The organism is Enterobacter sp. K510 (assembly GCF_055804875.1).
Genome location: NZ_JBNRLQ010000003.1, coordinates 102,629 through 124,996, shown reverse-complemented (window position 1 = coordinate 124,996; position 22,368 = coordinate 102,629). Strand labels below are relative to the sequence as shown.

Genomic DNA, 22,368 nt, shown 5'->3' with positions numbered 1-22,368 from the left:
ACAATGGCAGAGATTACAGCATTGACAGAATTACAGCAGATGAACCTCGACATCCTACGCCTGGTGCAGAGCGATACCGCGGCAGCGGAAAAGGCGATCACCTTCGTTAACGGCAGCAAGCTGAACTTCGAACTGTTTAAAGACCAGCTTGTTCTGGCGCAGGGTGAAGGCACTGCATTAGCCCGGGCAGAGAAGGCGATCCGAGAAGCTAAAGAAGCACTCGACCTGTTCACTGCCGGAGTCTGATATGACTACAGTCGCATGGGATGGAAAGACACTGGCATCTGACACCCAGGCATCATCTGGCGATGTCGTTTGCTCTGTGTACGAGCAGAAGATTTACACCGCGCCTGATTCCGGCTGGGAGATTTACGGCGACAAGATTCTGGCTATTGGCTGCTCTGGCGATTGCGGCGCAGAGATGGAGTTACAGGACCTGCTCGCGCACAACCTGACCTACAACTCTGAGTTCCTGCCGACATTTGCATTCCATGCGATCGCAATCGTCGGTAATGGCCGCGCTTACATCGTGGCAAAAGACAAAGGCGATACCCGAGCTAGCATCTCGCTGCAGGTGACTCCGTATGCCATCGGTAGTGGTGGGCTAATTGCTCGTACCGCTATGCATTGCGGCAAAGATGCCAAAGAAGCGGTACAGGTCGCTATCGATCTCGACTGCTATTCCGGTGGTCGTATTGATTCATTCGCGACCGACCAATCAACTCATCCTGCATTCATCGTTGTGGAGAAATGACATGCCACTTAAAAAAGGCCGCAGCAAAAAGGTAATCGGTCAGAACATCGCAACCGAAATCAAAGCAGGTAAGCCAAAGGATCAGGCTATCGCCATCGCTATGGATAAGGCTGGAAAGAAGAAACCATCACCAACAAATGATCCATCAAAGCCTGACGGTATTCGTGGCAAGAAAAAACCAAAGAAAGGGGCTAAGTAATGGCAATCACTCAAATGCAGACAGTAACAGCAGGCTCCATTGCTGCTCTAATCCCTGTGGTTAAATCTCACATCACTGCATCGCGCTTCCCAAATGGTGGGCTGATCGGCGTTCATGCCACTCCTACCAAAACCGAATACTTCCAGGTGGTAGCGGTCGGCGGCACAACTGCGACGGATTACGACATCGTGGTGAGCCAGGATCGCGCCGACTTCACCAATAAGTGCAACGCGAAGATTGCTGCAGGCTTCCTGCCTTTGGGTGACATGAGCGTCATTCAGATGGGGCCAGGTCGAACCTGCGAATACGCACAAGCATTCACTAAGGCGTAATGAACTATGGCGGCTGAGAAAGGTAAAGCCGGTCGCCCTTCGGATTACATGCCGGAGGTGGCTGATGACATTTGTGCGCTGCTTGCCTCTGGTGAAAGCTTGGTCAAGGTTTGTAAGCGCCCGGGCATGCCAGACAAGTCCACGGTATTCCGCTGGATTGCAGAGCATGAGGAATTTCGCGACAAGTACGCGAAGGCAACAGAGGCGAGAGCGGATGCCATTTTCGAAGAGATATTCGACATCGCTGATGACGTCATCCCTGATTCTGCCGAGGTTGCAAAGGCAAGGCTGCGAGTCGATACCCGGAAATGGGCGCTGGCTCGAATGAATCCCCGCAAGTATGGCGACAAGGTCACCAATGAACTGGTCGGCAAAGACGGCGGCGCCATCCAGATTGAAACCTCACCAATGAGTACGCTATTCGGCAAATGACTACGATAAACCCTATCTTCCAACCGTTCATCGAGGCGCATCGCTATAAAGTCGCCAAGGGCGGTCGAGGTAGCGGTAAGTCGTGGGCCATTGCCCGGCTCCTCGTTGAAGCGGCAAGGCGCCAGCCAGTACGCATCCTGTGTGCTCGTGAACTGCAGAACAGTATCAGTGATTCGGTGATCCGCTTGCTTGAGGACACCATTGAACGTGAAGGATATGCGGCAGAGTTCGAAATCCAGCGCTCGATGGTCAGGCATCTGGGTACCGGCGCAGAGTTCATGTTCTACGGCATCAAGAATAACCCCACGAAGATTAAATCCCTTGAGGGGATCGACATCTGCTGGGTGGAAGAGGCCGAGGCGGTAACGAAAGAGTCGTGGGATATCCTGATCCCGACCATCCGAAAGCCTAACTCTGAAATCTGGGTCAGCTTCAACCCGAAGAACATCCTGGACGACACCTATCAACGTTTCGTCGTCGACCATCCAGATGATATCTGCTTGCTGACAGTGAACTACACCGACAATCCGCACTTTCCCGAAGTTCTCCGCCTGGAGATGGAGGAGTGCAAGCGGCGCAACCCTACTCTGTATCGTCATATCTGGCTCGGTGAGCCGGTAAGCGCAAGCGATATGGCAATCATCAAGCGTGAATGGCTGGAAGCGGCCACAGACGCGCACAAGAAGCTTGGTTGGAAAGCGAGAGGGGCTGTCGTTGCTTCTCACGACCCGTCAGACACCGGCCCGGATGCTAAAGGTTATGCCATGCGTCATGGTTCAGTGGTCAAGCGCATTGCTGAACCACCTGAGCAGGTCGATGTTAACGATGGGGCTGATTGGGCGACCGGTTTAGCAATCAACGATGGTGCCGATCACTTCCTATGGGATGGTGACGGGCTCGGCGCTGGCCTCCGTCGGCAGATTACCGACTCGTTCTCCGGGAAGAAAATCACTGCCACCATGTTCAAGGGTAGCGAATCCCCGTTCGATGAGGATGCGCCGTATCAATCAGGGGCGTGGGCTGATGAAGTGGTACAGGGCGACAACATCCGCACCATAGGCGACGTGTTCCGCAATAAGCGCGCGCAGTTCTATTACACCCTGGCTGACAGGCTTTATCTCACTTATCGCGCCGTCGTGCATGGTGAATACGCTGACCCTGACGGCATGCTGAGCTTCGACAAGGAAGCTATCGGCGAGAAGATTCTGGAGAAGGCATTCGCTGAACTCACGCAGATCCAACGCAAATTTAACGGTAACGGAAAGCTTGAGCTCATGACCAAAGTCGACATGAAGCAGAAGCTCGGCATCCCGTCACCTAACCTGGCCGACTCCCTGATGATGTGCATGCATTGTCCGGCGATGGCACCAGAAGAAACGGAAATCTACGTTCCCTCATCCTCCGGTTGGTAAACATGGCAGAGACATTAGAGAAAAAACATGAGCGCGTCATGCTCAGGTTCGACCGCGCCTATTCGCCACAGCAGGACGTGCGCGAGAAGTGTGTCGAAGCCACTCGCTTTGCCCGCGTTCCCGGTGGGCAGTGGGAAGGTGCGACGGCAGCGGGAACCAAACTTGATGACCAGTTCGAGAAGTACCCGAAGTTTGAGATCAACAAGGTAGCCACTGAGCTTAACCGCATCATCTCCGAGTACCGGAATAACCGTATCACCGTCAAGTTCCGCCCGGGTGACCGTGAGGCCAGCGAAGAGTTAGCCAATAAGCTGAATGGCCTGTTCCGCGCTGACTACGAGGAAACGGACGGCGGCGAGGCTTGCGACAACGCCTTTGACGATGCAGCAACCGGTGGCTTTGGCTGCTTCCGCTTAACTTCGATGCTGGTCAACGAATACGACCCGATGGATGAGCGTCAGCGCATCGCTATCGAGCCTGTTTACGACCCGTCACGCTCAGTATGGTTCGACCCTGACGCGAAGAAGTACGACAAATCAGATGCTCTCTGGGCGTTCTGCATGTACTCGCTTTCGCCTGAGAAGTACGAAGCAGAGTACGGCAAGACTCCGCCGTCATCACTCGATACCACCACGATTACCAGCTGGGAGTATGACTGGTTCGAGCCGGAAGTCGTCTACATCGCTAAATACTACGAGGTCCGCAAGGAGTCCGTAGACGTCATCAGTTATCAGCAGCCGATTACCGGTGAGATAGCCACTTACGACAGCGACCAGATCGAAGATATCGAAGATGAACTGGCTGATGCTGGATTCATTGAGGTGGCCCGCCGGTCGGTTAAGCGTCGTCGCGTTTATGTATCAGTGGTTGATGGCGAGAACTTCCTTGAGAAGCCACGCCGAATCCCTGGCGAGCACATCCCGCTGATCCCAGTTTATGGGAAACGCTGGTTCATCGACGATATCGAACGTGTCGAGGGGCACATTGCCAAAGCGATGGACCCACAGCGCCTGTATAACCTGCAGGTGTCAATGCTGGCTGATACTGCCTCGCAAGACCCTGGGCAGATCCCCATTGTTGGAATGGAGCAGATCCGCGGACTTGAGAAGCATTGGGAAGCCCGCAACAAGAAGCGCCCTGCATTCCTGCCATTGCGTGAGGTGAAGGACAAGGCAGGCAACATCATTTCCGGCGCCACGCCGGCAGGATACACACAGCCAGCAGTGATGAATCAGGCGCTTGCTGCGTTACTGCAGCAGACCAGTGCTGACATCCAAGAGGTGACCGGCGGCAGTCAGGCGATGCAGCAGATGCCGAGCAATATCTCTCAGGAGACAGTCAGCAACCTGATGAACCGCTCGGACATGGCGTCATTCATCTACCTGGACAACATGGCTAAGAGCCTGAAGCGTGCAGGTGAAGTGTGGTTGTCGATGGCTCGTGAGGTTTACGGCTCTGATCGGGAGGTCAGGGTGGTTAACGCCGACGGCACTGATGATATCGCGCTGATGAATGCGCAGGTAGTAGACCGGCAAACGGGTAATGTTGTCGCGCTGAATGACCTATCCACTGGCCGTTACGATGTCACTGTTGATGTTGGCCCAAGTTATACCGCCCGGCGTGACGCCACGGTTTCTGCACTGACGCAGGTTCTGCAAAGCATGCTGCCCGGCGACCCAATGCGCCCGGTTATTCAGGGAATCATTCTTGATAACCTGGACGGCGAGGGGATGGACGACTTCAAAGAGTTCAACCGCAAGCAGCTGCTTACGACCGGCGCGGTTAAGCCTCGCAATCAGAAAGAGCAGCAGATTGTTCAGCAGGCTCAGATGGCGGCGCAGAACCAGCCAGATCCGAACATGGTTCTTGCTCAGGCTCAGATGGTTGCAGCGCAGGCCGAAGCGCAGAAAGCTCAGAACGAAACCGCGCAGGTTCAGATCAAGGCGTTCTCCGCTCAGCAAGACGCTCAGCTCAGCCAGGCGCAGGTTGTTAAGACGCTTGTCGATGCCAAGGCCACTGATGCCAAGTCAGTGCAGGATGCTCTGAAGGTGATTAATGACTGGTACCAGCAGCAGCAACAAAACTCCCGCGATAATGCAGATCTGATTCTGCGTCACACCCAAACAGCATCACAGTCACCGGCAGACTCACTGCCGAGTTAATCAGGAGTAATCAATGGAAGGCGAACTGATCATCGACGGTCAGGTTATTGGCCTGTCTGAAAAACAGGAATCAACCGAAGAGGTAACCACTGAACAGCAGCAGTCTGAGGAGAAAGGCCAGGCATCTGCAGAAGAAGTGGAAACCGATGGTGAGCAGACCGAAGAGCAGACGGATGAATACTCCCTGCGTGTCGGCGATGAAGAAATCCCGCTGACTGAAGAGGATGACGATCATGTTGATGGTCAACCTGCTCCTCAGTGGGTGAAAGACCTTCGCAAGAACAACCGCGAAAAAGATAAAGAGTTACGGGAACTGCGCCGCCAGCTTGAGCAGGTTCAATCCAGGCCGGCAGAGCAGCAACCACAGCAACAAGCAGACGTTATTCCTCCAAAGCCGACTCTCGAGTCGTGTGAATACGATGAAGAAGCGTATGAGGCAGCACTGACTGACTGGCATGAGAAGAAGGGCCGTGCCGAGCAGAGCAAGCAGCAGCAACAGCGTCAGCAGCAGGAATATCAGCAGCGTTTCCAGCAGCGGGTTGAAGCCCATAAGCAGCGCGCCGCCAAACTCCCGGTGAAAGATTACCAGGAGATGGAGGAGATCGTGCGTGCCGAGGTGCCTGACCTGCACAAGGAAATCCTGATCCACTGCGCTGATGAAGGCTCCGAGCTTATCGCCTACGGGTTGGGCAAGAGCCAGCAATTACGCCAGCGTGTAGCCGCTGAGACAGACCCAATTCGCGCAGCATTCCTCTTAGGCCAAATCAGCAAGCAAGTAAGCCTTGCACCGAAGCCAAAGAAAGCCATCAAACCAGAGCCGGAAGTTCGCGGTGGCGGCGCTGATGCGAAACAAGACGACTTCAACAAATTCTGCCCCGGCGCAATCATCGAATAGGAAAAGCTAAATGGATACCACTAACAAACTCGACAGCAACGTCAGTCAAATCGTCCTCAAGAAATTCCTGCCGGGCTTCATGTCTGACTTGGTGCTGGCAAAAACCGTAGACCGTCAGTTGCTGGCAGGTGAAATCAACTCCAGTACCGGCGACAGCGTAAGCTTCAAACGTCCGCATCAGTTCGCTTCAAAGCGCACTCCAACCGGTGACATCTCAGGTCAGGCTAAAAATAACCTGATCTCAGGCAAAGCAACCGGCAAAGTTGGCAACTACATCACCGTTGCAGTGGAATACGGCCAGCTGGAAGAAGCTATCAAGCTGAACCAGTTGGACGAAATTCTGGCCCCGGTTCGCGAACGAATTGTGACTGACTTGGAAACAGAGTTGGCGCAATTCATGATGAACAATGGCGCGCTTTCACTGGGAACTCCGAACACCCCGATCAACAAATGGTCTGACGTGGCACAAACTGCTTCTTTCCTGAAAGACCTTGGCGTTAAGAAGGGTGAAAACTACGCGGTCATGGACCCGTGGTCTGCGCAGCGTCTGGCAGATGCTCAGTCCGGCCTGCATGGAAGCGATCAGCTCATTCGCTCAGCGTGGGAAGATGCTCAAATCTCAGGGAACTTCGGCGGCATCCGAGCGCTGATGTCCAACGGCCTTGCTTCACGCACTCAGGGCGCATTCGGCGGTACGCTGACTGTATCCACCACGCCAACCGTCACTTATGACGCGGTGAAAGATACCTATCAGTTCAGCCTGACCCTGGCTGGAGCGACAGCATCTGTCACTGGCTTCCTGAAGGCTGGCGATCAGATTAAGTTCACAAGCACCTACTGGCTGCAGCAGCAGACCAAGCAGGTTCTGTATAACGGCTCTGCGCCGATCAGTTTCACCGCGACTGTTCTGGCTGACGCCAACTCAACCGCAGGCGGCGCTGTAACCGTGACGCTGTCCGGCGTGCCGATTTACGACACTACCAACCCTCAGTACAACGCAGTGAGCCGCGCTGTTACCTCCGGTGACGCAGTAACTGTAGTCGGCACCGCAGGCCAGACCATGAAGCCGAACCTGTTCTACAACAAATTCTTCTGCGGTCTGGGCACCATCCCGCTGCCGAAGCTGAACAGCATCGACTCCGCGGTAGCCACTTACGAAGGCTTCTCTATCCGCGTTCACAAGTACGCTGACGGCGACGCCAACGTGCAGAAAATGCGTTTCGACCTGCTGCCAGCTTATGTGTGCTACAACCCGCACATGGGCGGCCAGTTCTTCGGTAATCCGTAATCACAAGGGGCTTCGGCCCCTTTCTTATTTGAGAGGTCAGAATGGATCGTTTAAGCGTTTTCTACTCAGCAAAAAATGAAGCGGGTTATGTCCAGGCTGTGATTGTTGCCGATGACCTGCCAGTCTACGAGGCGTTGGGTTTTGTCACTTCGATTGATGAACTGAAGCCTATCGAAGATAAAGTGCCGGGCGCTGATGAAAAGGCCAGTGGTTCGAAAGCCAGTAAAAAGGCGGCAGATAATGGCGATGACACTGACAAAGGGTGAGATCGTATTGTTCGCCTTGCGTAAATTCGCAGTGGCGTCCAATGCAACACTGACCGATGTTGAACCGCCATCAATGGAGGATGGCGTCTACGACCTCGAGGATATGGCCGAAGAGTGGCTTATTAACCCGGGTGACATTGGCTATCAGTTCTCAGCTGATGACGAAGCGCCATTGCCTGATGATGACGCAGGTATCCCACGCAAATACAAACATGCGGTCGGCTACCAGCTTCTTCTCCGCATGATGTCCGACTACAGCCTTGAACCATCCAGCCAGATGCTCAGCAACGCACAGCGGTCATACGATGCGCTACTGACCGATACTCTCGTCGTGCCTTCAATGCGGCGCCGCGGTGATATGCCGGTGGGGCAGGGCAATAAGTATGACGTGTTCACGGCTGATCGTTATTACCGTGGCGATCTTCCACCAATTGACGGCGACGTGCCAAATCCATAGGTGAGCGAATGCCGATACAGCAATTACCCCTCATGAAGGGTGTCGGTAAGGACTACCGCAACGCCGACTACATCGACTATCTGCCAGTAAATATGCTGGCGACACCCAAAGAGGTGCTCAATTCCAGCGGTTATCTGCGCTCATTCCCCGGCATTGCAAAGCTCTCAGACGTTAATGGAACATCGCGCGGAGCCGATTTTAACACCGCCAAAAATGTCGTCTATCGAGTGATGGGCGGGAAGCTCTATCGTGGCAATGATGAGGTGGGAAGTGTTGAAGGCATGGGCCGAGTGTCCATGGCTCATGGAAGGACGTCCCAGGCGGTTTGTGTGAACGGGAAGATAATCGAGTATCGATATGATGGCACTGTCAAAACCATATCTAACTGGGGTGCTTCTACTGGTCATACGCAGTATGAGCTCGGTGCAGCCAGGGATGTGACACGCCTTAGAGGGCGTTACGCATGGGCTAAAGATGGTACTGACTCATGGTTTATATCTGATCTGCAAGATGAGAGCCATCCTGACCGTAACTCAGCAGAATACCGTGCTGAATCGCAGCCCGATGGAATTATTGGTATCGGTACATGGCGCGACTTTGTTGTTTGCTTCGGGTCCACAACTACCGAGTTCTTCTCACTGACCGGCGCCAGCACGGCAGGAGCAGCGCTTTATGTGGCAAACCCGGCTTATATGGTGCCGAAAGGTATCGCAGGGACATTCTGTAAGTGCGTCTATATGGATGCGTATGCCATTGTCAGCAACCCCGCAACCGGTGCTCCTTCTGTCTACATGGTCGATTCCGGGCGTGCCACTCCTATAGCCACTGCGAGCATTGAGAAAATCATCCGCTCATACACGGCTGATGAGCTGTCTACAGCAGTAATGGAGTCTCTGAGATTCGACTCACATGAACTACTGATCATCCATTTACCAGGCCATGTTTTGGTATATGACGGGTCAGCAAGCCAGAACGGTCCGCAGTGGTGCATTCTGAAATCAGGCCTGAAAGATGGCGTATACCGCGGCATTGACTTCATGTACGAAGGCAACTCGATAACCTGCGGGGATAAGCTTGAAGGGGTCAAAGGAGCGCTAAAATTTGATGTCTCCAGTCAGTACGATGAGCAACAAGAACATCTTCTGTTCACCCCGCTATTCAGGGCAGACAACGGCAGGGGTTTTGACTTTGAACTCGAGTCATCAGGTGGCGTTGCTCAGTACGCTGAAAAGTTATTCTATTCGGCAACTACTGACGGAATAAATTACGGGCAAGAGCAAATGGTTACCTGGAATTCACCATTCCAGTATGACAAGCGACAGATATTGCGCAGAATTGGCCGCATTCGTAAAAGCATTGGTTTCAAAATACGAGTAGTTACCATGGCTCCTGTGACTCTTTCTGGCGCCCAGATAAGGATTGAGTAATGGCGGATAACTCGTTAAACGAACCAGTTATTGTTCGTGCTATTGGACTAAATGCCACTTCAATTCCTGCAACATTTAGCCCGGCATTTGCTCAATATTTATTGTCTCAATCAACTGACTTTACCAATGTGGCTGGCAAGGCAAATGAGGCCGGGCAAGGGGCTTATGAAGCTCAGGAAAAGAATGATGAGCAGGATGTAACTCTTGCAAATCATGAAGGTCGAATAACTGCCAATACCAGTGCAATAAACCTGATTGAGGTCAGAGTAACTACTGCCGAAGGGAAGATCGTAACCCTACGAAGTGACGTTGATTATTTGCTGGATGAAGTTATTGATATCCAGACCAGCATTGTTAGCTTAGACAGCAGGGTTGACTCTACCGAAGCCGCAATCATCACCTTGCAGGGCGATTACGTTTCAAAGACGGCAACGGCGCAACAAAGCCTGGCATCACCATTGAACGTCTCGACATCCTACTCAGTTAACGGGACAAAAGTCATCGGCGCCCGAATCACCGGGTGGACCGCCGGGAGTGGGACGCCTTTGCTTGGCGCCTTCAATGCTAACCAGGCATACACTGCCGGCACCACCTACAGCCAGGCAGAAATAAACGCTGTTATTACAGGCCTGGTTCTGGCGAGGCAGCGAATTCTGGCTCTTGAAACAGCCCTCAGAAATCACGGGTTAATAAATTGATGATCACCTTTAAACCAACACGCAATATAGACCTTATTGAAGCGGTAGGTAATCATCCAGACATCATTGCTGGGAGCAACAATGGCGATGGCTACGAATATCGACCAGAGTGCCGCTATTTCGAGGTCAATGTGCATGGTCAGTTTGGTGGAATTGTTTATTACAACGAAATCCAGCCGCTAACGTTTGATACCCATGCGATGTATTTACCTGAGGCCAGAGGTTTTAGCTTCAATATCGCCATGGAGTTCTGGCGATACCTACTTGCGAATACGGGTTTCGCCTGCGTGATGTCCTATGCAGCTCAGAAATTCCGGCATGGTCAGATGTACTGCGCTTCAATTGGCCTAAAACGTGTTGGAACCATCCGCAAATACTTCAAAGGCGTCGATGACGTTACTTTCTACTCAGCAACCCGCGAAGAAATAGAGTCCTTCCTCCAGAAACATTCCAGGAGTTAACCATGAGCAATATTTTTGCGCTGGGCAGGAAACTGCGCGGTGAGGAACCTTTTTTCCCTGAAAAAGGCGGCAAGGGTGGTGGGGATGGTGGTGCTGCCAAGGCTCAGGCTAAGTCGATCGATAAACAAACTGCGCTGCAACAACAGCAGTGGAATACCATCATGAATAACCTTGCGCCATTTACTCCACTGGCGCAGCAGTATATTTCCCAGCTTCAGAATCTCTCTACCGTGCAAGGGCAGGGGCAAGCTCTTAACAGTTACTATGGCTCAAACCAGTATAAACAAATGGCTGACCAGGCTCGATACCAGTCATTGAATGCAGCTGAAGCGACCGGCGGCCTTGGCTCTACAGCTACCGGCAATCAATTGTCTGCTATCGCTCCTACGCTGGGTCAAAATTGGCTGTCTGGTCAAATGCAGAATGCGCAGAACCTTGCGAACATTGGTCTTGGTGCTTTGCAGGGGCAGGCGAATGCCGGGCAGACCTATGCAAACAATATGGGATCACTGTATCAGCAGCAGGCAAACCTCGCTGCAGCAAACGCCAACAGGCCATCAGGTTTCCAGTCAGCTCTCGGCGGCGGTCTATCTGGCGCGATGGCTGGCGCTCAAATTGGTTCTGCGTTTGGTGGTCCTGGTATCGGCACGGCTATCGGCGGCGGCATTGGGCTTCTTGGCTCTCTGTTCTAAGGGGTAATCATGGCTACATGGCAAGACGCAAATGGCGGATTTCTTGCAGGCATTGGTGGAGTAAACACAAATGCCCCCGCGGTAAATGACTCACTCACAGCATTGAGGCTGATTAGCCAGAATAATGAGCTTCAGCGATCTGGCGCAAACAATACCGGCCTACAGGCACTGCAAGGCATATCCGACATCACATCGCTTTATAAGCAAAACGAACAAGAGGCACGTAAGCAACAGTTTCAGCAGGCTTATGCAAATGCTTATGCGTCAGGAGATCGCGGTGCTCTCCGGCAGCTAGCCACTCAATTCCCTGACCAGATTGATGCTGTGCGTAAGGGTATGGGATTTATTGACGAAGACCAGCGCAACGCAGTGGGCACTCTCGCCGCCGGTGCCAGGCTAGCCTCCTCATCTCCTGAAGCAATGAGCGGTTGGCTGCAAAACAATGCCGCTGAATTACAGCGCGTCGGTCTTGATCCGGCAAGCGTAGCTCAGACTTACCAGCAAAACCCGCAGCAGTTTGGCGAATTCGTTGATCACCTCGGAATGGCCGCGCTCGGACCGGTTGATTACTTCAACGTGCAGGACAAGATTGTTAGTCAGGGCCTCAACAGGGATAAATTATCCGAAACTATCCGCAGCAATCAGGCTGGAGAGGCACTTACCGCCAGAGGTCAGGATATTACTGTGCGGGGGCAGAATATCTCTGCGCAAAATGCCCGTATGTCAGCTAACGGCCCGACATCCGCCATGCAAAACTATGGCGAGTATTCGCGACTACTTAAAACGGACCCGGAAGCCGCTGCCATCTTTGCTCAGGCTGCGGGTATTAACACAGCAGCAGCCAGCAACAGGCAGGTCCAGTTGTCGGACGGCAGAACAGTAACGGTTGGCGGCAAGCTTCATGGTGCCGGTCAGAATGCGTTCTATGAAGGGCGCGATGACAATGGCAATGTCGTTCGTGTGCCTGCCAGCGCTATCGCAGCACCTGCTACATCCGCAGCATCGGCTGGTAACTATGCAATGGCTAAAGACCTTACAGCCATTGAAAATGCCAGCCCCGAGACGCTTGGATTTATGACCGGAGTTACCGGCGGAAATGGGTCTCCGGCGTTCGGCGCGGACGTGCGTAGTCGTATCAGCGGCAAGGATGAGCGTCAGGTCTACAATGCTGCGCAGCGAATCCAGGGGAAGATGCAGAATCAGGGGATCGCTGCTGCGCGTGACATGGGGGCTTCCGGCATCAATACCGTAGCCGAGGCGAAGATGTACTTTCAGGGCATGCCGCAGATCGACTATTCCAGTCCCGAAGCTGTTCAGGAGTCAGTGCGCAATATCCGGCAGTATACCGACCAGTACAATCAGCAGTACAACGTAAATGTAGGTGGTCGTGGTAGCCAGCAGGCAGCTCAGTCAGTGGCGCAACCTGCACGGCAGACACAACAATCAGCAGGATTCTCGTCTTTGTGGGGTGATTAATGGCTAAGGCATGGAAAGACGTTATTGCCTCGCAACAGTATCAGGCTTTACCGCCGGAGCAGAAAGCACGCGCTCAGGAGCAATACTTCAATGAGGTGGTTGCTCCGCAAGCTGGCGATCAGGCTGAACAGGCAAGGCAGGCTTTCTTTGATGCGTATCCACTGCCTGAGGCACAACCGCAGCAGCAAGAGCAGCCACAGCAGCCTGATAATCAGCAGGGAGGATTCATGTCAGACCTTGGCAATGCCGCCGCTGAAACCGGGCGTGGGTTGCTTCAGGCTGGCGTCAACCTCGCGAATATCCCCGCATCAGTAGCCGATGCAGTAACAAGCGCCGGAGCATGGGCTGGTAAAAAGCTTGGCCTTGGTGATGGGACATATCAGCCTGCACCTCGGGTAACGACGCAGGGGCTTGAGCAAAATTTTGGCGTGCAGCCGGGGACTCTCACCCCGCAAACCACGGAGGGCCGCGTATTTGCGGAGGCCTTACCATACCTGACGCCTGTTGGTGCTGAAAGGGCGGTCGCACAGGCCCCATCAATTGCCGGTCGTGTAGTGCAGGGAGCATCGCGCTTACTCGCTGAAAATGCCGTCGGCTCTATGGCTGCCAATAGTGAGAAAAATAATCCTGAGGCGCTCGCTACAGACCTGGCAACTGGTGTGGCTCTGGGCGGTGCAATTAATCAGGCCGGGCGTGCGGTAGGTGCAGCTTACCGCGGCGTGCGTGGCTCCATGTCACCTGAGGCGCGAGAGGCTATCCAGTTTGCCAATTCAGCAGATGTTCCGCTGCATACCTCAGACGTGCTGCAACCTAACTCGCGCGTCGGTCGTATGGCTCAAACCACTGCGGAGAATATCCCATTTGTAGGCACTAGCGGCATGCGCGCAACTCAGCAGGATGCACGAAGCCAGTTAGTTGACGAGTTTGCTTCTCGCTTTGGAGAGTATGACCCGTCGATCGTAATTGGCAGTCTTAAGCAGAAATCATCTGGAATACGCAGGGCGGCAGGAAATCGCTTAGAGCAGACGCAAAACGCAATGGCAGGAGTTAACATCCAGCCAAAAAGGGCCATTCAGCAAATTGATAATGAGATTGCTGATTTGCAAAAGCTAGGAGGAGCTGCTGATAAAGAAACCATCTCAAAACTTAAAGTTTACAGAGATGAGTTGTCCCGCAATGCCGGACCTAACGGGCCAATGGCGATGGATCTGCAGCAGTTAAGTGCGCTGCGCAGCCAATTCAGACAGGATGTGAAAGGTGAACGACAAGCGCTAATTAACAAATCAGAGGCTGCGGTCAATCGAGTCTACAGCGCTATGACTGGCGATATTGACAGTGCCATTGGTCAGAATCTTGGCAGTGATAGCCTGCGTCGGTACAAACAGGCGAATGCTATTTACGCAGACGAGGCCAATAAGCTGAAGAACACCAGGTTGAAAAACGTGATCATGAAGGGGGATTTGACCCCGGAAGTGGTCAACAACATGCTTTTCAGTGGCAAAAAATCAGAGGTGCAAAACCTGTATCGCTCTGTCGGCCAGATTGGCCGAGCTCAGATGCGGAACGGCATTATCGGTAAGGCAATGGAGAAATCAGGTGGATCGCCAGATCAGTTCTTGCGGCAGGTTAACCTGATGTCGAACCAGACCGGTATTGCTTTTAAAGGCCGCGACGCGGCTTACCTGAAGGGGCTTAAAAATTACCTTGAGTCAACCAAGCGAGCAGGTCAGGCCGGTGTTACTACCCCTACAGGGCAGCAAACTATCCCATTCATTCTTGGAATTGGCTCGGTAACAAACCCTGCGCTCGTAGGCGTGGGAGGTGGATATGGGCTGCTTGCGCGGATGTATGAAAGCGAGCCTGTTCGCAACGCACTCCTGCGACTGGCAAACACACAGCGCGGTTCAACCGCATTTGAGAAAGCACTATCTCAGGTAGAGCGGGTAGTAAATTCATTCGCGCAGGGCGCTAAGTCTGAAGCGTTAAGCGAATAAAAGTCTGCCCACTACGACACCAAAGATAAGAAAAGCAAAATTCAATAAGTCTCTGTTCATAAATCCTCCAGCCTTTTAACCAATTATAACCGACCTTAACGCAACGCTGCGCAACTTTACGTTGTGCGGCTTTGCTGCGCCCGGAGCACAGTAAATGTCAGATATTTCAGCAAATGTTGTGGTAACGAATCCTCGCCCGATTTTTACCGATTCGCGTACATTTCGCGCAATCGCAAACGGCAGAATCTTTATCGGTAAAATTGATACTGATCCAACCATCCCCTCAAACCAGATAACTGTTTATATCGAAAATGAGGATGGCAGTCGCGTCCCTGTCCCGCAGCCGCTAATCATTAATGCAGCAGGGAAGATTGTATATAACGGGCAACTAGTAAAGATTGTAACTGTGCAAGGCCACAGCATGGCTATCTACGATGCGTATGGCTCGCAGGTAGATTACATCGCTAATGTCCTTAAATATGACCCTGACCGTTTAGAGCAGCGTCTGGCAGAGCTCGATGGTGAGTCTCTCGTCGGAGGTGGTACATATGACCAAATCAGAGCATCTAATGTAGCAGGAGATCAAATTAAATGCATTGGTAGAGCTTCAAAAATGGATGGAGGAGAGGGGTTATTTTTCCTCGATATAACCGATAAAACCAGTGTAGATAACGGTGGAACTGTGCTTGTTGATGCAGCAGGGCGGCGCTGGAAGAGATCTCATGATGGGATGGCCAATGTGTTATGGTTCGGGCCAGCAAATGATATAGCAGATGGATTCAATAGAGCTTTCTTAACATTTGATTCTGTTTATGTTCCTGCTGGTAAATTCATAGCCAATTCTCCCATTTTTATCGCACGCGATCATTTGGAGGTAAGATGCGATGAGGGAGCTAAGTTATCAGTAAGTGGTGATTTCCCATTTTTCGTGGTGCCAAATCAATTCACAGGCCAGCTTTTTACTGTCGAACATGCAGAATTCACTAGTGAGACAGCGGGGCAAGGAAGAGGAATAGGTAGTGGTGGCGATCTGATATACCTGTCTCACATGCACATTAAGAATTGTAGATTTAATCAAAATCTCAAATATGGAATTCATGGGGACATGATTGGGTGCTATGTCGTAAAATGCCTATTTGGTACGATTGGACCAAGCAAAGGAAACTTCCAGGCCATTAGAAGCTTGGGCAGCATCGGTCAAGCAGAAACGAATATTAATACATTCGTGGCGTGTGAATTCAAAGGTGCGTCAGGTTCTTCTTATGTTGTTCAAATTGACAATGGGATAAAGCAGATATTCGAAAAATGTATTTTTGAGCAGAATGCAAATACTGAAGGTTTAATAAGAATCACAGGGCAGTACTATCCAGAATTCAAAAGCTGCTGGTTTGAGGTAAACAATACCAAATCAATGGTTCAACTTGGTATTCGAGGTGGGATAGATGCGCTGATGCTGGTTATTGATGGATGTTATATAGATTCTAATATTCCATACACAACGTCGGTAATTGACTGGGGTGATACAGTTAATAAAAACGCTCAGATAACAAATAACATATTTTCTCGAGGGACAGGTGTTCTGTTTTCTGATAACAGTTATGCCGTTGTTTCTTATGGAAATTATTCCACAACAACAGGAATATCTTTCACTACCCGTAAAACGCAATTAGCCCAACTAGACGTACTTGACTCTCAAGGGATTAACACCCCACAGATAAAGGTATCAAACAATATTACTGCCACTGCAGGTAACCAAATTAGGGGCGTTTATACTATAGCTTCTACTGGAGTCACTAGCACAACTACAGATATCGCCATACAAGCAGGTTTAGGTGGTGGAATTGCTATAGTAAGAGGTTCTATCGGCACCGGGGTTGCATTCACAAAAATGTATCTCATTGCCATCAAAAGATCTGGTGGATCAGGCAATGATGTGGAGACTATATTGGTATCTACCATACCATCATCCATTACAGGAGATGTCACGTTCGATAATAACAATGGTTTCTTAAGGATGAACAGAGGAACAATAGCTGGAGGCTCAATCAACCTGACAGTTCTTGGGCTATAAAAAGCCGGGCTCGGTGCCCGGCATAGTCTTTCATATTTTTGCTGTTCTACTATTGAAAATAGTTTTAGCCAAAAAGCCTTTGGAAGTTACCTTTTTCTCAAGCAGGTGCCAGCTGAAGTATGAAGCCAAAAAAACAATCACTATAGTTGTAATAACGCCGACTATACGATTTTCATAAACCCCATAAGAATATAATGCTTGTATTACAGGGTAATGGAATATATATACGCCATATGATATGTCGCCTATTGAATCCGGTATTTTAATTTTTTGTGTGTTGAATGCAATAGTATAAACGAAACCTGCACATGCAAATGGTGTAATGATTGTATCAACAATAGGAGTCGTTTCAATTATTAGCGCAATGATAAAAACAGGCAACAGATATGTTTTCATTGCCTCTTTTTTTATTAGAGGAAAGGCTGCTCCAAGCATAAAGTAGATCATGAATGATGGCAGTTGATTTCCTATCGATGTAGGGAGTCTGTATGCCGTGATAAGGATGCACATCAATATGGAAGAAGCAAGAGAGGCCGCAGAAATTGCAAAAACAGTTCTTTTAAAACCCAAATGTTTAGAAATAAATCCGAATATAATAGGAACGCTCAAAAAGAACATTACTTCTATTTTGATAGTCCATAAAGATCCATTAACGGCGCTATTTAAAGGATTGTGCTCAAACAAGCCAGGCAGAGATGGGGCAACAAAATTTGCAAAGGATAAGTTTGCAATTAAATATTTGCCTCCCCCAGACGCAAGATAGGTTACTATGTCTCGATTGTATTCAATGGCACCAAACATAAAGCATGCCATAACACACAGGAAATATAATGGGTAGATTCGAAAGAATCTTGCCTTTGCGTATCTCTTAAGATTGCTGTTATTTAAATAACTTTGAGAAATAAGGAATCCACTAATGACAAAGAAACACTTAACAGCCAATTCTCCAGGGAAAATTGAAAAGTATGCTTGCTCAGTTAGTTTGCCTATATGGTATAACATTACAATAATGGCTAACCCAAGCCGCAGCGCGTTAAAATTATTCTCTCTCATAAGGCCTCCACCATAATAATTCGGCGATCTTACACAAGCATTTATCTGATAACAACTACCAGAAACATCTGATGGACTTACTTCACAGATAAAATATCGGCCATTCCCATCATAACGAGAGATTAGGGTGGGTAACCAGCCAAGACTCACTATTTCCTAGCATTGCGCATGGACAACTTGATCGACAGCCATAACTAGCGATACTGTATATGCATACAGTAATTATCATGGAGGGTAGGCTATGTCACGCAGATCAGATATTGGCTCAGCTTTCGTGGCGGCAATACATAAAAACCCAAAGGGGTATCAGTGTCTTCGAACGGCGGACTTCGTGCGGGAGCTGCGCAATCGCAACTGGCATTACACCCTTGCAGATGCGAACAAGTGGATAGAGCGATACCAAACCGGGTTCGTTGACAAAACGCCTGATTCCAGTGAAAACCGTCTCTGGATGCTTCGCAGCATGGGGTACGTTCAATAATGGGCTTCCCGTCTCCAGCTGCTGATTACATTGAAACAACGATGTGCGCTGACATCATTTGCTACTTAACGGCTAACAGCCTGGTCATTGAGACATCAACCGGCGCGGCTGTGGTCGACAGAGGATTGATAGCGCGGCAGGGCGACGTGCTGCTCGCCAGTCTTGACGGGCGTACCTATTTCGGGAAGTTTATGGGGAAGGCGTTCATCACGCATGATGGTGATGCGATTGAAGGAGAGTGTTTGGATGAATTACAGGTGATCGGCGTCGTCACCCATTTCGTCGTCGATACGTGGAACGGCCTGGATGATGACTGCCCGGTGATATAGGTGGCGTTATGCCACCTTCCCATCGATATAGTCAGCCCACCACTGCATCATTTCCCTGCGCTTGTCGAGGTATTGAGCGTGGTTGTAGATACCGCGGATTGATCCGCTGTTTGCGTGTGCCAGTTGCTTCTCAATGGCGTCTGCCGGCCACTCATGCTCGTTCATGATTGTACTGAACTGATGCCGGAAACCGTGGCCGCTGGCTAGCCCTTCGTATCCTATCTGGCGGATAACCAGCAGGACAGCTGCGTCGCTCAGCGGTTTCTTCTTGTCGTTGCGTCCCGGGAAAACAAAGTCTGATACTGGCTCGGTCACCGGGCGGATAGATTGAAGCAGATCTACCACCTGCTCTGACATCGGTACGATGTGAACGCGGCGTCCTTTCATTACCTCTGCGTCAATTGTGATAGTCCTTGTTTCAAAATCGACGTTCGCCCATTGCATAGAACGAAGCTCTTTCGTCCTGAGCGCTGTGTACTGCAAAACCTGCGTTGCAACCTTAGTTACGATGCTTCCGGAGAATCCTGCAAGCGCCTTGTTGAATGCGGGTATCTGGTCGGACGGAAGGAAAGGGTAGTTCTTTTTGCGGTATCCCTTCATCGCGTCAGCAAGGTCTGGCGCCGGGTTATATTTAGCCCTGCCGGTCACTATCGCGTACCGGAAAACCTCACCACACCGCCTCCTGGCTTTATTTGCTCTCTCCATAGCCCCGCGGTCTTCGAACGTGCGGATCACCGACAGTATCTGCATCGGCTCAATTTCATTGATTTCCAGCCCGCCAATCTGCGGCAGAATGTCATCCTTAAACATTCTCGCAAGCTCATCCGCATACCCCACAGACCATACCTGTTTTTTGTGCTCGTACCATTCCTGATATATAGCACCGAACGTATTATCTTTGACCGAAAGCTTTTTGGCCTTAACCGGGTCAATTCCTGTTGAGACATCCTTCCTAGCTATCCACGCTTTATCTCTGGCTTCCTGCAATGACATCAGCGGGTATTTGCCGACAGTTAGCACCTTTTCCTTGTCATCGATTTTATATCGCAGCTGCCAGACCTTTTTGCCTGACACCGGGACATAGAGGTACAGGCCGTTGCCATCCAGCAGACGGTAAGGTTTATCTTTCGGCTTTGCCGCGTCGATCTGCTTAATGGTCAGCATGGGTAAAATTCCGGTGGGTAAAATTATTTACTCGTTTTTTACCCGCCAATACATGCGGCTGTCAACGGTCTAATGCGAGCTATGGCGAACGGTTGTTTTATGGGGAGCTTGCTGTGACTGGAGTTTGGCGAACTACGGCGGAAGGCGGCGAACTATAGAATGGTGTCCCCTGCAGGAATCGAACCTGCAACTAGCCCTTAGGAGGGGCTCGTTATATCCATTTAACTAAAGGGACAAGGCGGCACGAGTATAACGTCATTTCCGCACTGCGTTAAGCGCGTGACCGCCTGAATGCTCAAAGTGTCGCCACTTAAGCGTTATTCTGCTTTGCTTTCACCTTCTTTTTCGCCTCGTCGGCCTGCGCTTTGGCTTCAGCCTTACGTTTGTTGCTCATGTCGTTACGGATCTGCGCATGGCTTAACAGGGCGAAAATAAAGGTACCGCCGCAGATATTCCCGGCGAGGGTCGGGAGCGCAAACGGCCAGAGGAATTCACTCCAGTGCAGCGAACCGGTAAATACCAGGTAAAAGATCTCTACCGCGCCCACCACGATATGCGTGGTATCCCCCAGCGCAATCAGCCAGGTCATAAGAATGATCACCACGATTTTCGCCGAGCCGGCAGAAGGGAACATCCAAACCATGGTGGCGATCAGCCAGCCGGAGATAATGGCATTGGCAAACATCTCGAGCGGGGTATTTTTCATCACGTCCATGCCGATTTTGACAAAGGCATTGCGCGTCGCGTCGTCAAATACCGGCATATAACCAAACGCCCAGGCGACGATGGCGGTGCCGATCAGGTTACCCAGCAATACCACGCCCCACAGCCGCATCAGCAGTCCGCCGTTGCGCCACGTCGGGTTATGCATAAAGGGTAATACGGCGGTGACGGTGTTCTCGGTGAACAGCTGCTGACGAGCCATGATGACAATAATAAAGCCAAAGGTATAACCGAGATTCTCCAGTACAAAGCCGCCGGGAATACCTTCAAACTGAACGTGGAAAATGCCTTTTGCCAGAAACGATGCGCCCATCGACAGGCCCGCCGCAATGGCTGACCAGAGCAGCGCCATGGCATCACGCTCCAGCTCTTTTTCTCCGTCCTGACGAATATGTTCATGGATCGCCATTGCCCGTGAAGGCAGATGCTCCTCATCCACCTCGATTTCTTCGCCGCGATCTTTTTCCTCACTCTCGACTTCAATGTCGTCGGTGTGCTTATCTAATTTTTCGTTTTTCAGTTCATCCATTTTTGCTTCATCTTTCCGGGGATCATGCTAATAAGCGTAGCGGCTTTATGTGCTAAAGCAGCGGGCTTCTTCCTAAATTGTGCAAAGGGCAAAAAAGGTGATAACAGGATCGCAGAGAACGTATAAAATTGAAGGCGAAACGAGAAGAGAAAGACAAGCTATGCTCAATGCGTGACAGCTCGTGCTGGCCGCTGACGTGCACATCGTTAAACGTGCTGATACAATCGCTTGCGTATTCCAGGCGGAAACCTGAGCGCTGCGCGTTTATCCGTCACGGATGATATTTTGCGATGACCATTTATTACAGGGAGACATCCATGAAATTTCGCCTGTCGGCGCTCGCGCTGGGAACTACATTACTGGTCGGCTGCGCCAGCTCTGGTGAGCAGCAACAGGGGCGCTCGGATCCGTTCGAAGGATTTAACCGCACCATGTATAACTTTAACTTCAACGTGCTGGATCCCTATGTGCTGCGGCCAATTGCCGTAGGCTGGCGTGATTATGTACCGCAGCCCGCGCGTAACGGCTTAAGCAATTTCACCAGTAACCTGGAAGAGCCCGCCATTATGGTGAACTATTTCCTCCAGGGCGATCCCTATAAAGGTATGGTGCACTTTACCCGCTTCTTCCTGAATACTTTACTGGGTATGGGGGGCTTTATTGACGTCGCGGGATTATCCAACGAAAAATTGCAACGTGTGGAGCCGCACCGTTTCGGCAGCACCCTCGGTCATTATGGCGTAGGTTACGGTCCGTACGTTCAGTTGCCGTTTTATGGCAGCTTTACCCTGCGTGAAGACGGCGGCGATATGGCGGATACGCTGTATCCGGTGCTCTCCTGGCTGACCTGGCCGCTCTCGGTGGGTAAATGGACGGTAGAAGGTATCGAGTCCCGCGCGCAGTTGCTGGATTCCGACGGCCTGCTGCGCCAGTCTTCCGATCCTTATATTCTGGTGCGCGAAGCCTATTTCCAGCGCCACGACTTTATCGCCAACGGCGGTCAGTTAAAACCTGACGAAAACCCGAATGCGCAGGCTATTCAGGATGATTTAAAAGATATTGATTCTGAGTAA

Annotated in this window: 23 protein-coding genes and 1 tRNA gene; 20 read left to right on the top strand and 4 right to left on the bottom strand. The window is 51.1% G+C overall.

Annotated elements, in window-relative coordinates; translation table 11 throughout:
- Positions 1-3 precede the first annotated feature (3 nt).
- From ACQUTD_RS05910 to ACQUTD_RS05825, 18 genes are all read left to right on the top strand, one after another.
- Positions 4-246: a DUF2560 family protein gene (locus tag ACQUTD_RS05910; protein WP_473274277.1), complete on the top strand. Its 243-nt coding sequence runs from the start codon at positions 4-6 to the stop codon at positions 244-246.
- A gap of 1 nt (position 247) precedes the next feature.
- A complete protein-coding gene (locus ACQUTD_RS05905) occupies positions 248-754 on the top strand; it encodes a hypothetical protein (protein ID WP_473274279.1) in 507 nt (168 codons plus the stop codon).
- A 1-nt stretch (position 755) separates the two neighbouring features.
- Positions 756-953, top strand: coding sequence for a hypothetical protein (locus ACQUTD_RS05900; protein WP_473274280.1), 198 nt, complete (start codon positions 756-758; stop codon positions 951-953).
- Complete coding sequence (locus tag ACQUTD_RS05895; protein ID WP_473274282.1) at positions 953-1,285, top strand: DUF1737 domain-containing protein; 333 nt, start codon at positions 953-955, stop codon at positions 1,283-1,285. The genes ACQUTD_RS05900 and ACQUTD_RS05895 overlap by 1 nt, the downstream gene beginning before the upstream one ends.
- 6 nt (positions 1,286-1,291) lie before the next feature.
- Entirely contained in the window at positions 1,292-1,717 is a 426-nt protein-coding gene (locus ACQUTD_RS05890) for a terminase small subunit-like protein (RefSeq protein WP_473274283.1), read from the top strand.
- A complete protein-coding gene (locus ACQUTD_RS05885) occupies positions 1,714-3,129 on the top strand; it encodes a PBSX family phage terminase large subunit (RefSeq protein WP_473274284.1) in 1,416 nt (471 codons plus the stop codon). Before ACQUTD_RS05890 ends, ACQUTD_RS05885 begins: the two co-directional genes overlap by 4 nt.
- 2 nt (positions 3,130-3,131) lie before the next feature.
- The gene (locus ACQUTD_RS05880; RefSeq protein ID WP_473274285.1) at positions 3,132-5,291 is read left to right on the top strand and encodes a portal protein; all 2,160 of its coding nucleotides are present in this window, start codon (positions 3,132-3,134) and stop codon (positions 5,289-5,291) included.
- A gap of 13 nt (positions 5,292-5,304) precedes the next feature.
- Positions 5,305-6,186, top strand: coding sequence for a phage capsid protein (locus ACQUTD_RS05875; RefSeq protein WP_473274286.1), 882 nt, complete (start codon positions 5,305-5,307; stop codon positions 6,184-6,186).
- 10 nt (positions 6,187-6,196) lie between these two features.
- Positions 6,197-7,474: a P22 phage major capsid protein family protein gene (locus ACQUTD_RS05870; protein WP_473274287.1), complete on the top strand. Its 1,278-nt coding sequence runs from the start codon at positions 6,197-6,199 to the stop codon at positions 7,472-7,474.
- Between the two features lie 41 nt (positions 7,475-7,515).
- Complete coding sequence (locus ACQUTD_RS05865) at positions 7,516-7,740, top strand: hypothetical protein (protein WP_473274288.1); 225 nt, start codon at positions 7,516-7,518, stop codon at positions 7,738-7,740.
- The gene (locus ACQUTD_RS05860) at positions 7,715-8,197 is read left to right on the top strand and encodes a packaged DNA stabilization gp4 family protein (RefSeq protein ID WP_473274289.1); all 483 of its coding nucleotides are present in this window, start codon (positions 7,715-7,717) and stop codon (positions 8,195-8,197) included. The genes ACQUTD_RS05865 and ACQUTD_RS05860 overlap by 26 nt, the downstream gene beginning before the upstream one ends.
- An 8-nt stretch (positions 8,198-8,205) precedes the next feature.
- Complete coding sequence (locus tag ACQUTD_RS05855) at positions 8,206-9,624, top strand: packaged DNA stabilization protein (protein WP_473274290.1); 1,419 nt, start codon at positions 8,206-8,208, stop codon at positions 9,622-9,624.
- Positions 9,624-10,322: a phage tail protein gene (locus ACQUTD_RS05850; RefSeq protein ID WP_473274291.1), complete on the top strand. Its 699-nt coding sequence runs from the start codon at positions 9,624-9,626 to the stop codon at positions 10,320-10,322. Before ACQUTD_RS05855 ends, ACQUTD_RS05850 begins: the two co-directional genes overlap by 1 nt.
- Complete coding sequence (locus tag ACQUTD_RS05845) at positions 10,322-10,783, top strand: DUF2824 family protein (RefSeq protein ID WP_473274292.1); 462 nt, start codon at positions 10,322-10,324, stop codon at positions 10,781-10,783. The genes ACQUTD_RS05850 and ACQUTD_RS05845 overlap by 1 nt, the downstream gene beginning before the upstream one ends.
- Positions 10,784-10,785: 2 nt before the next feature.
- Positions 10,786-11,475, top strand: a complete 690-nt coding sequence (locus tag ACQUTD_RS05840; RefSeq protein ID WP_473274293.1) for a DNA transfer protein — start codon at positions 10,786-10,788, stop codon at positions 11,473-11,475.
- 9 nt (positions 11,476-11,484) lie between these two features.
- Positions 11,485-12,951 carry a phage DNA ejection protein gene (locus ACQUTD_RS05835; protein ID WP_473274294.1) on the top strand — a complete coding sequence of 489 codons (1,467 nt, stop codon included), beginning with the start codon at positions 11,485-11,487 and terminating at the stop codon, positions 12,949-12,951.
- Positions 12,951-14,945, top strand: a complete 1,995-nt coding sequence (locus tag ACQUTD_RS05830; protein WP_473274295.1) for a lytic transglycosylase domain-containing protein — start codon at positions 12,951-12,953, stop codon at positions 14,943-14,945. Before ACQUTD_RS05835 ends, ACQUTD_RS05830 begins: the two co-directional genes overlap by 1 nt.
- A 154-nt stretch (positions 14,946-15,099) precedes the next feature.
- Positions 15,100-17,016: a phage tailspike protein gene (locus tag ACQUTD_RS05825; RefSeq protein ID WP_473274296.1), complete on the top strand. Its 1,917-nt coding sequence runs from the start codon at positions 15,100-15,102 to the stop codon at positions 17,014-17,016.
- Between the two features lie 30 nt (positions 17,017-17,046).
- Here the strand turns inward: ACQUTD_RS05825 and ACQUTD_RS05820 are convergent, their stop codons facing one another.
- Entirely contained in the window at positions 17,047-18,069 is a 1,023-nt protein-coding gene (locus ACQUTD_RS05820) for an acyltransferase family protein (RefSeq protein WP_473385616.1), read from the bottom strand.
- Between the two features lie 480 nt (positions 18,070-18,549).
- Between ACQUTD_RS05820 and ACQUTD_RS05815 the strand changes: the two genes are divergently transcribed.
- Complete coding sequence (locus ACQUTD_RS05815; protein WP_473274299.1) at positions 18,550-18,879, top strand: S24/S26 family peptidase; 330 nt, start codon at positions 18,550-18,552, stop codon at positions 18,877-18,879.
- Between the two features lie 6 nt (positions 18,880-18,885).
- On the opposite strand, the gene ACQUTD_RS05810 is transcribed toward ACQUTD_RS05815, so the two are convergent.
- From ACQUTD_RS05810 to ACQUTD_RS05800, 3 genes are all read right to left on the bottom strand, one after another.
- Entirely contained in the window at positions 18,886-20,043 is a 1,158-nt protein-coding gene (locus tag ACQUTD_RS05810; protein ID WP_473274300.1) for a tyrosine-type recombinase/integrase, read from the bottom strand.
- A 160-nt stretch (positions 20,044-20,203) separates the two neighbouring features.
- Positions 20,204-20,278 (bottom strand) — tRNA-Arg (locus ACQUTD_RS05805).
- Between the two features lie 75 nt (positions 20,279-20,353).
- Positions 20,354-21,286: a formate/nitrite transporter family protein gene (locus ACQUTD_RS05800; protein WP_473274390.1), complete on the bottom strand. Its 933-nt coding sequence runs from the start codon at positions 21,284-21,286 to the stop codon at positions 20,354-20,356.
- Positions 21,287-21,612: 326 nt separating this feature from the next.
- Between ACQUTD_RS05800 and mlaA the strand changes: the two genes are divergently transcribed.
- On the top strand, positions 21,613-22,368 hold the full coding sequence (mlaA, locus tag ACQUTD_RS05795) for a phospholipid-binding lipoprotein MlaA (RefSeq protein ID WP_072567701.1): 756 nt from the start codon (positions 21,613-21,615) through the stop codon (positions 22,366-22,368).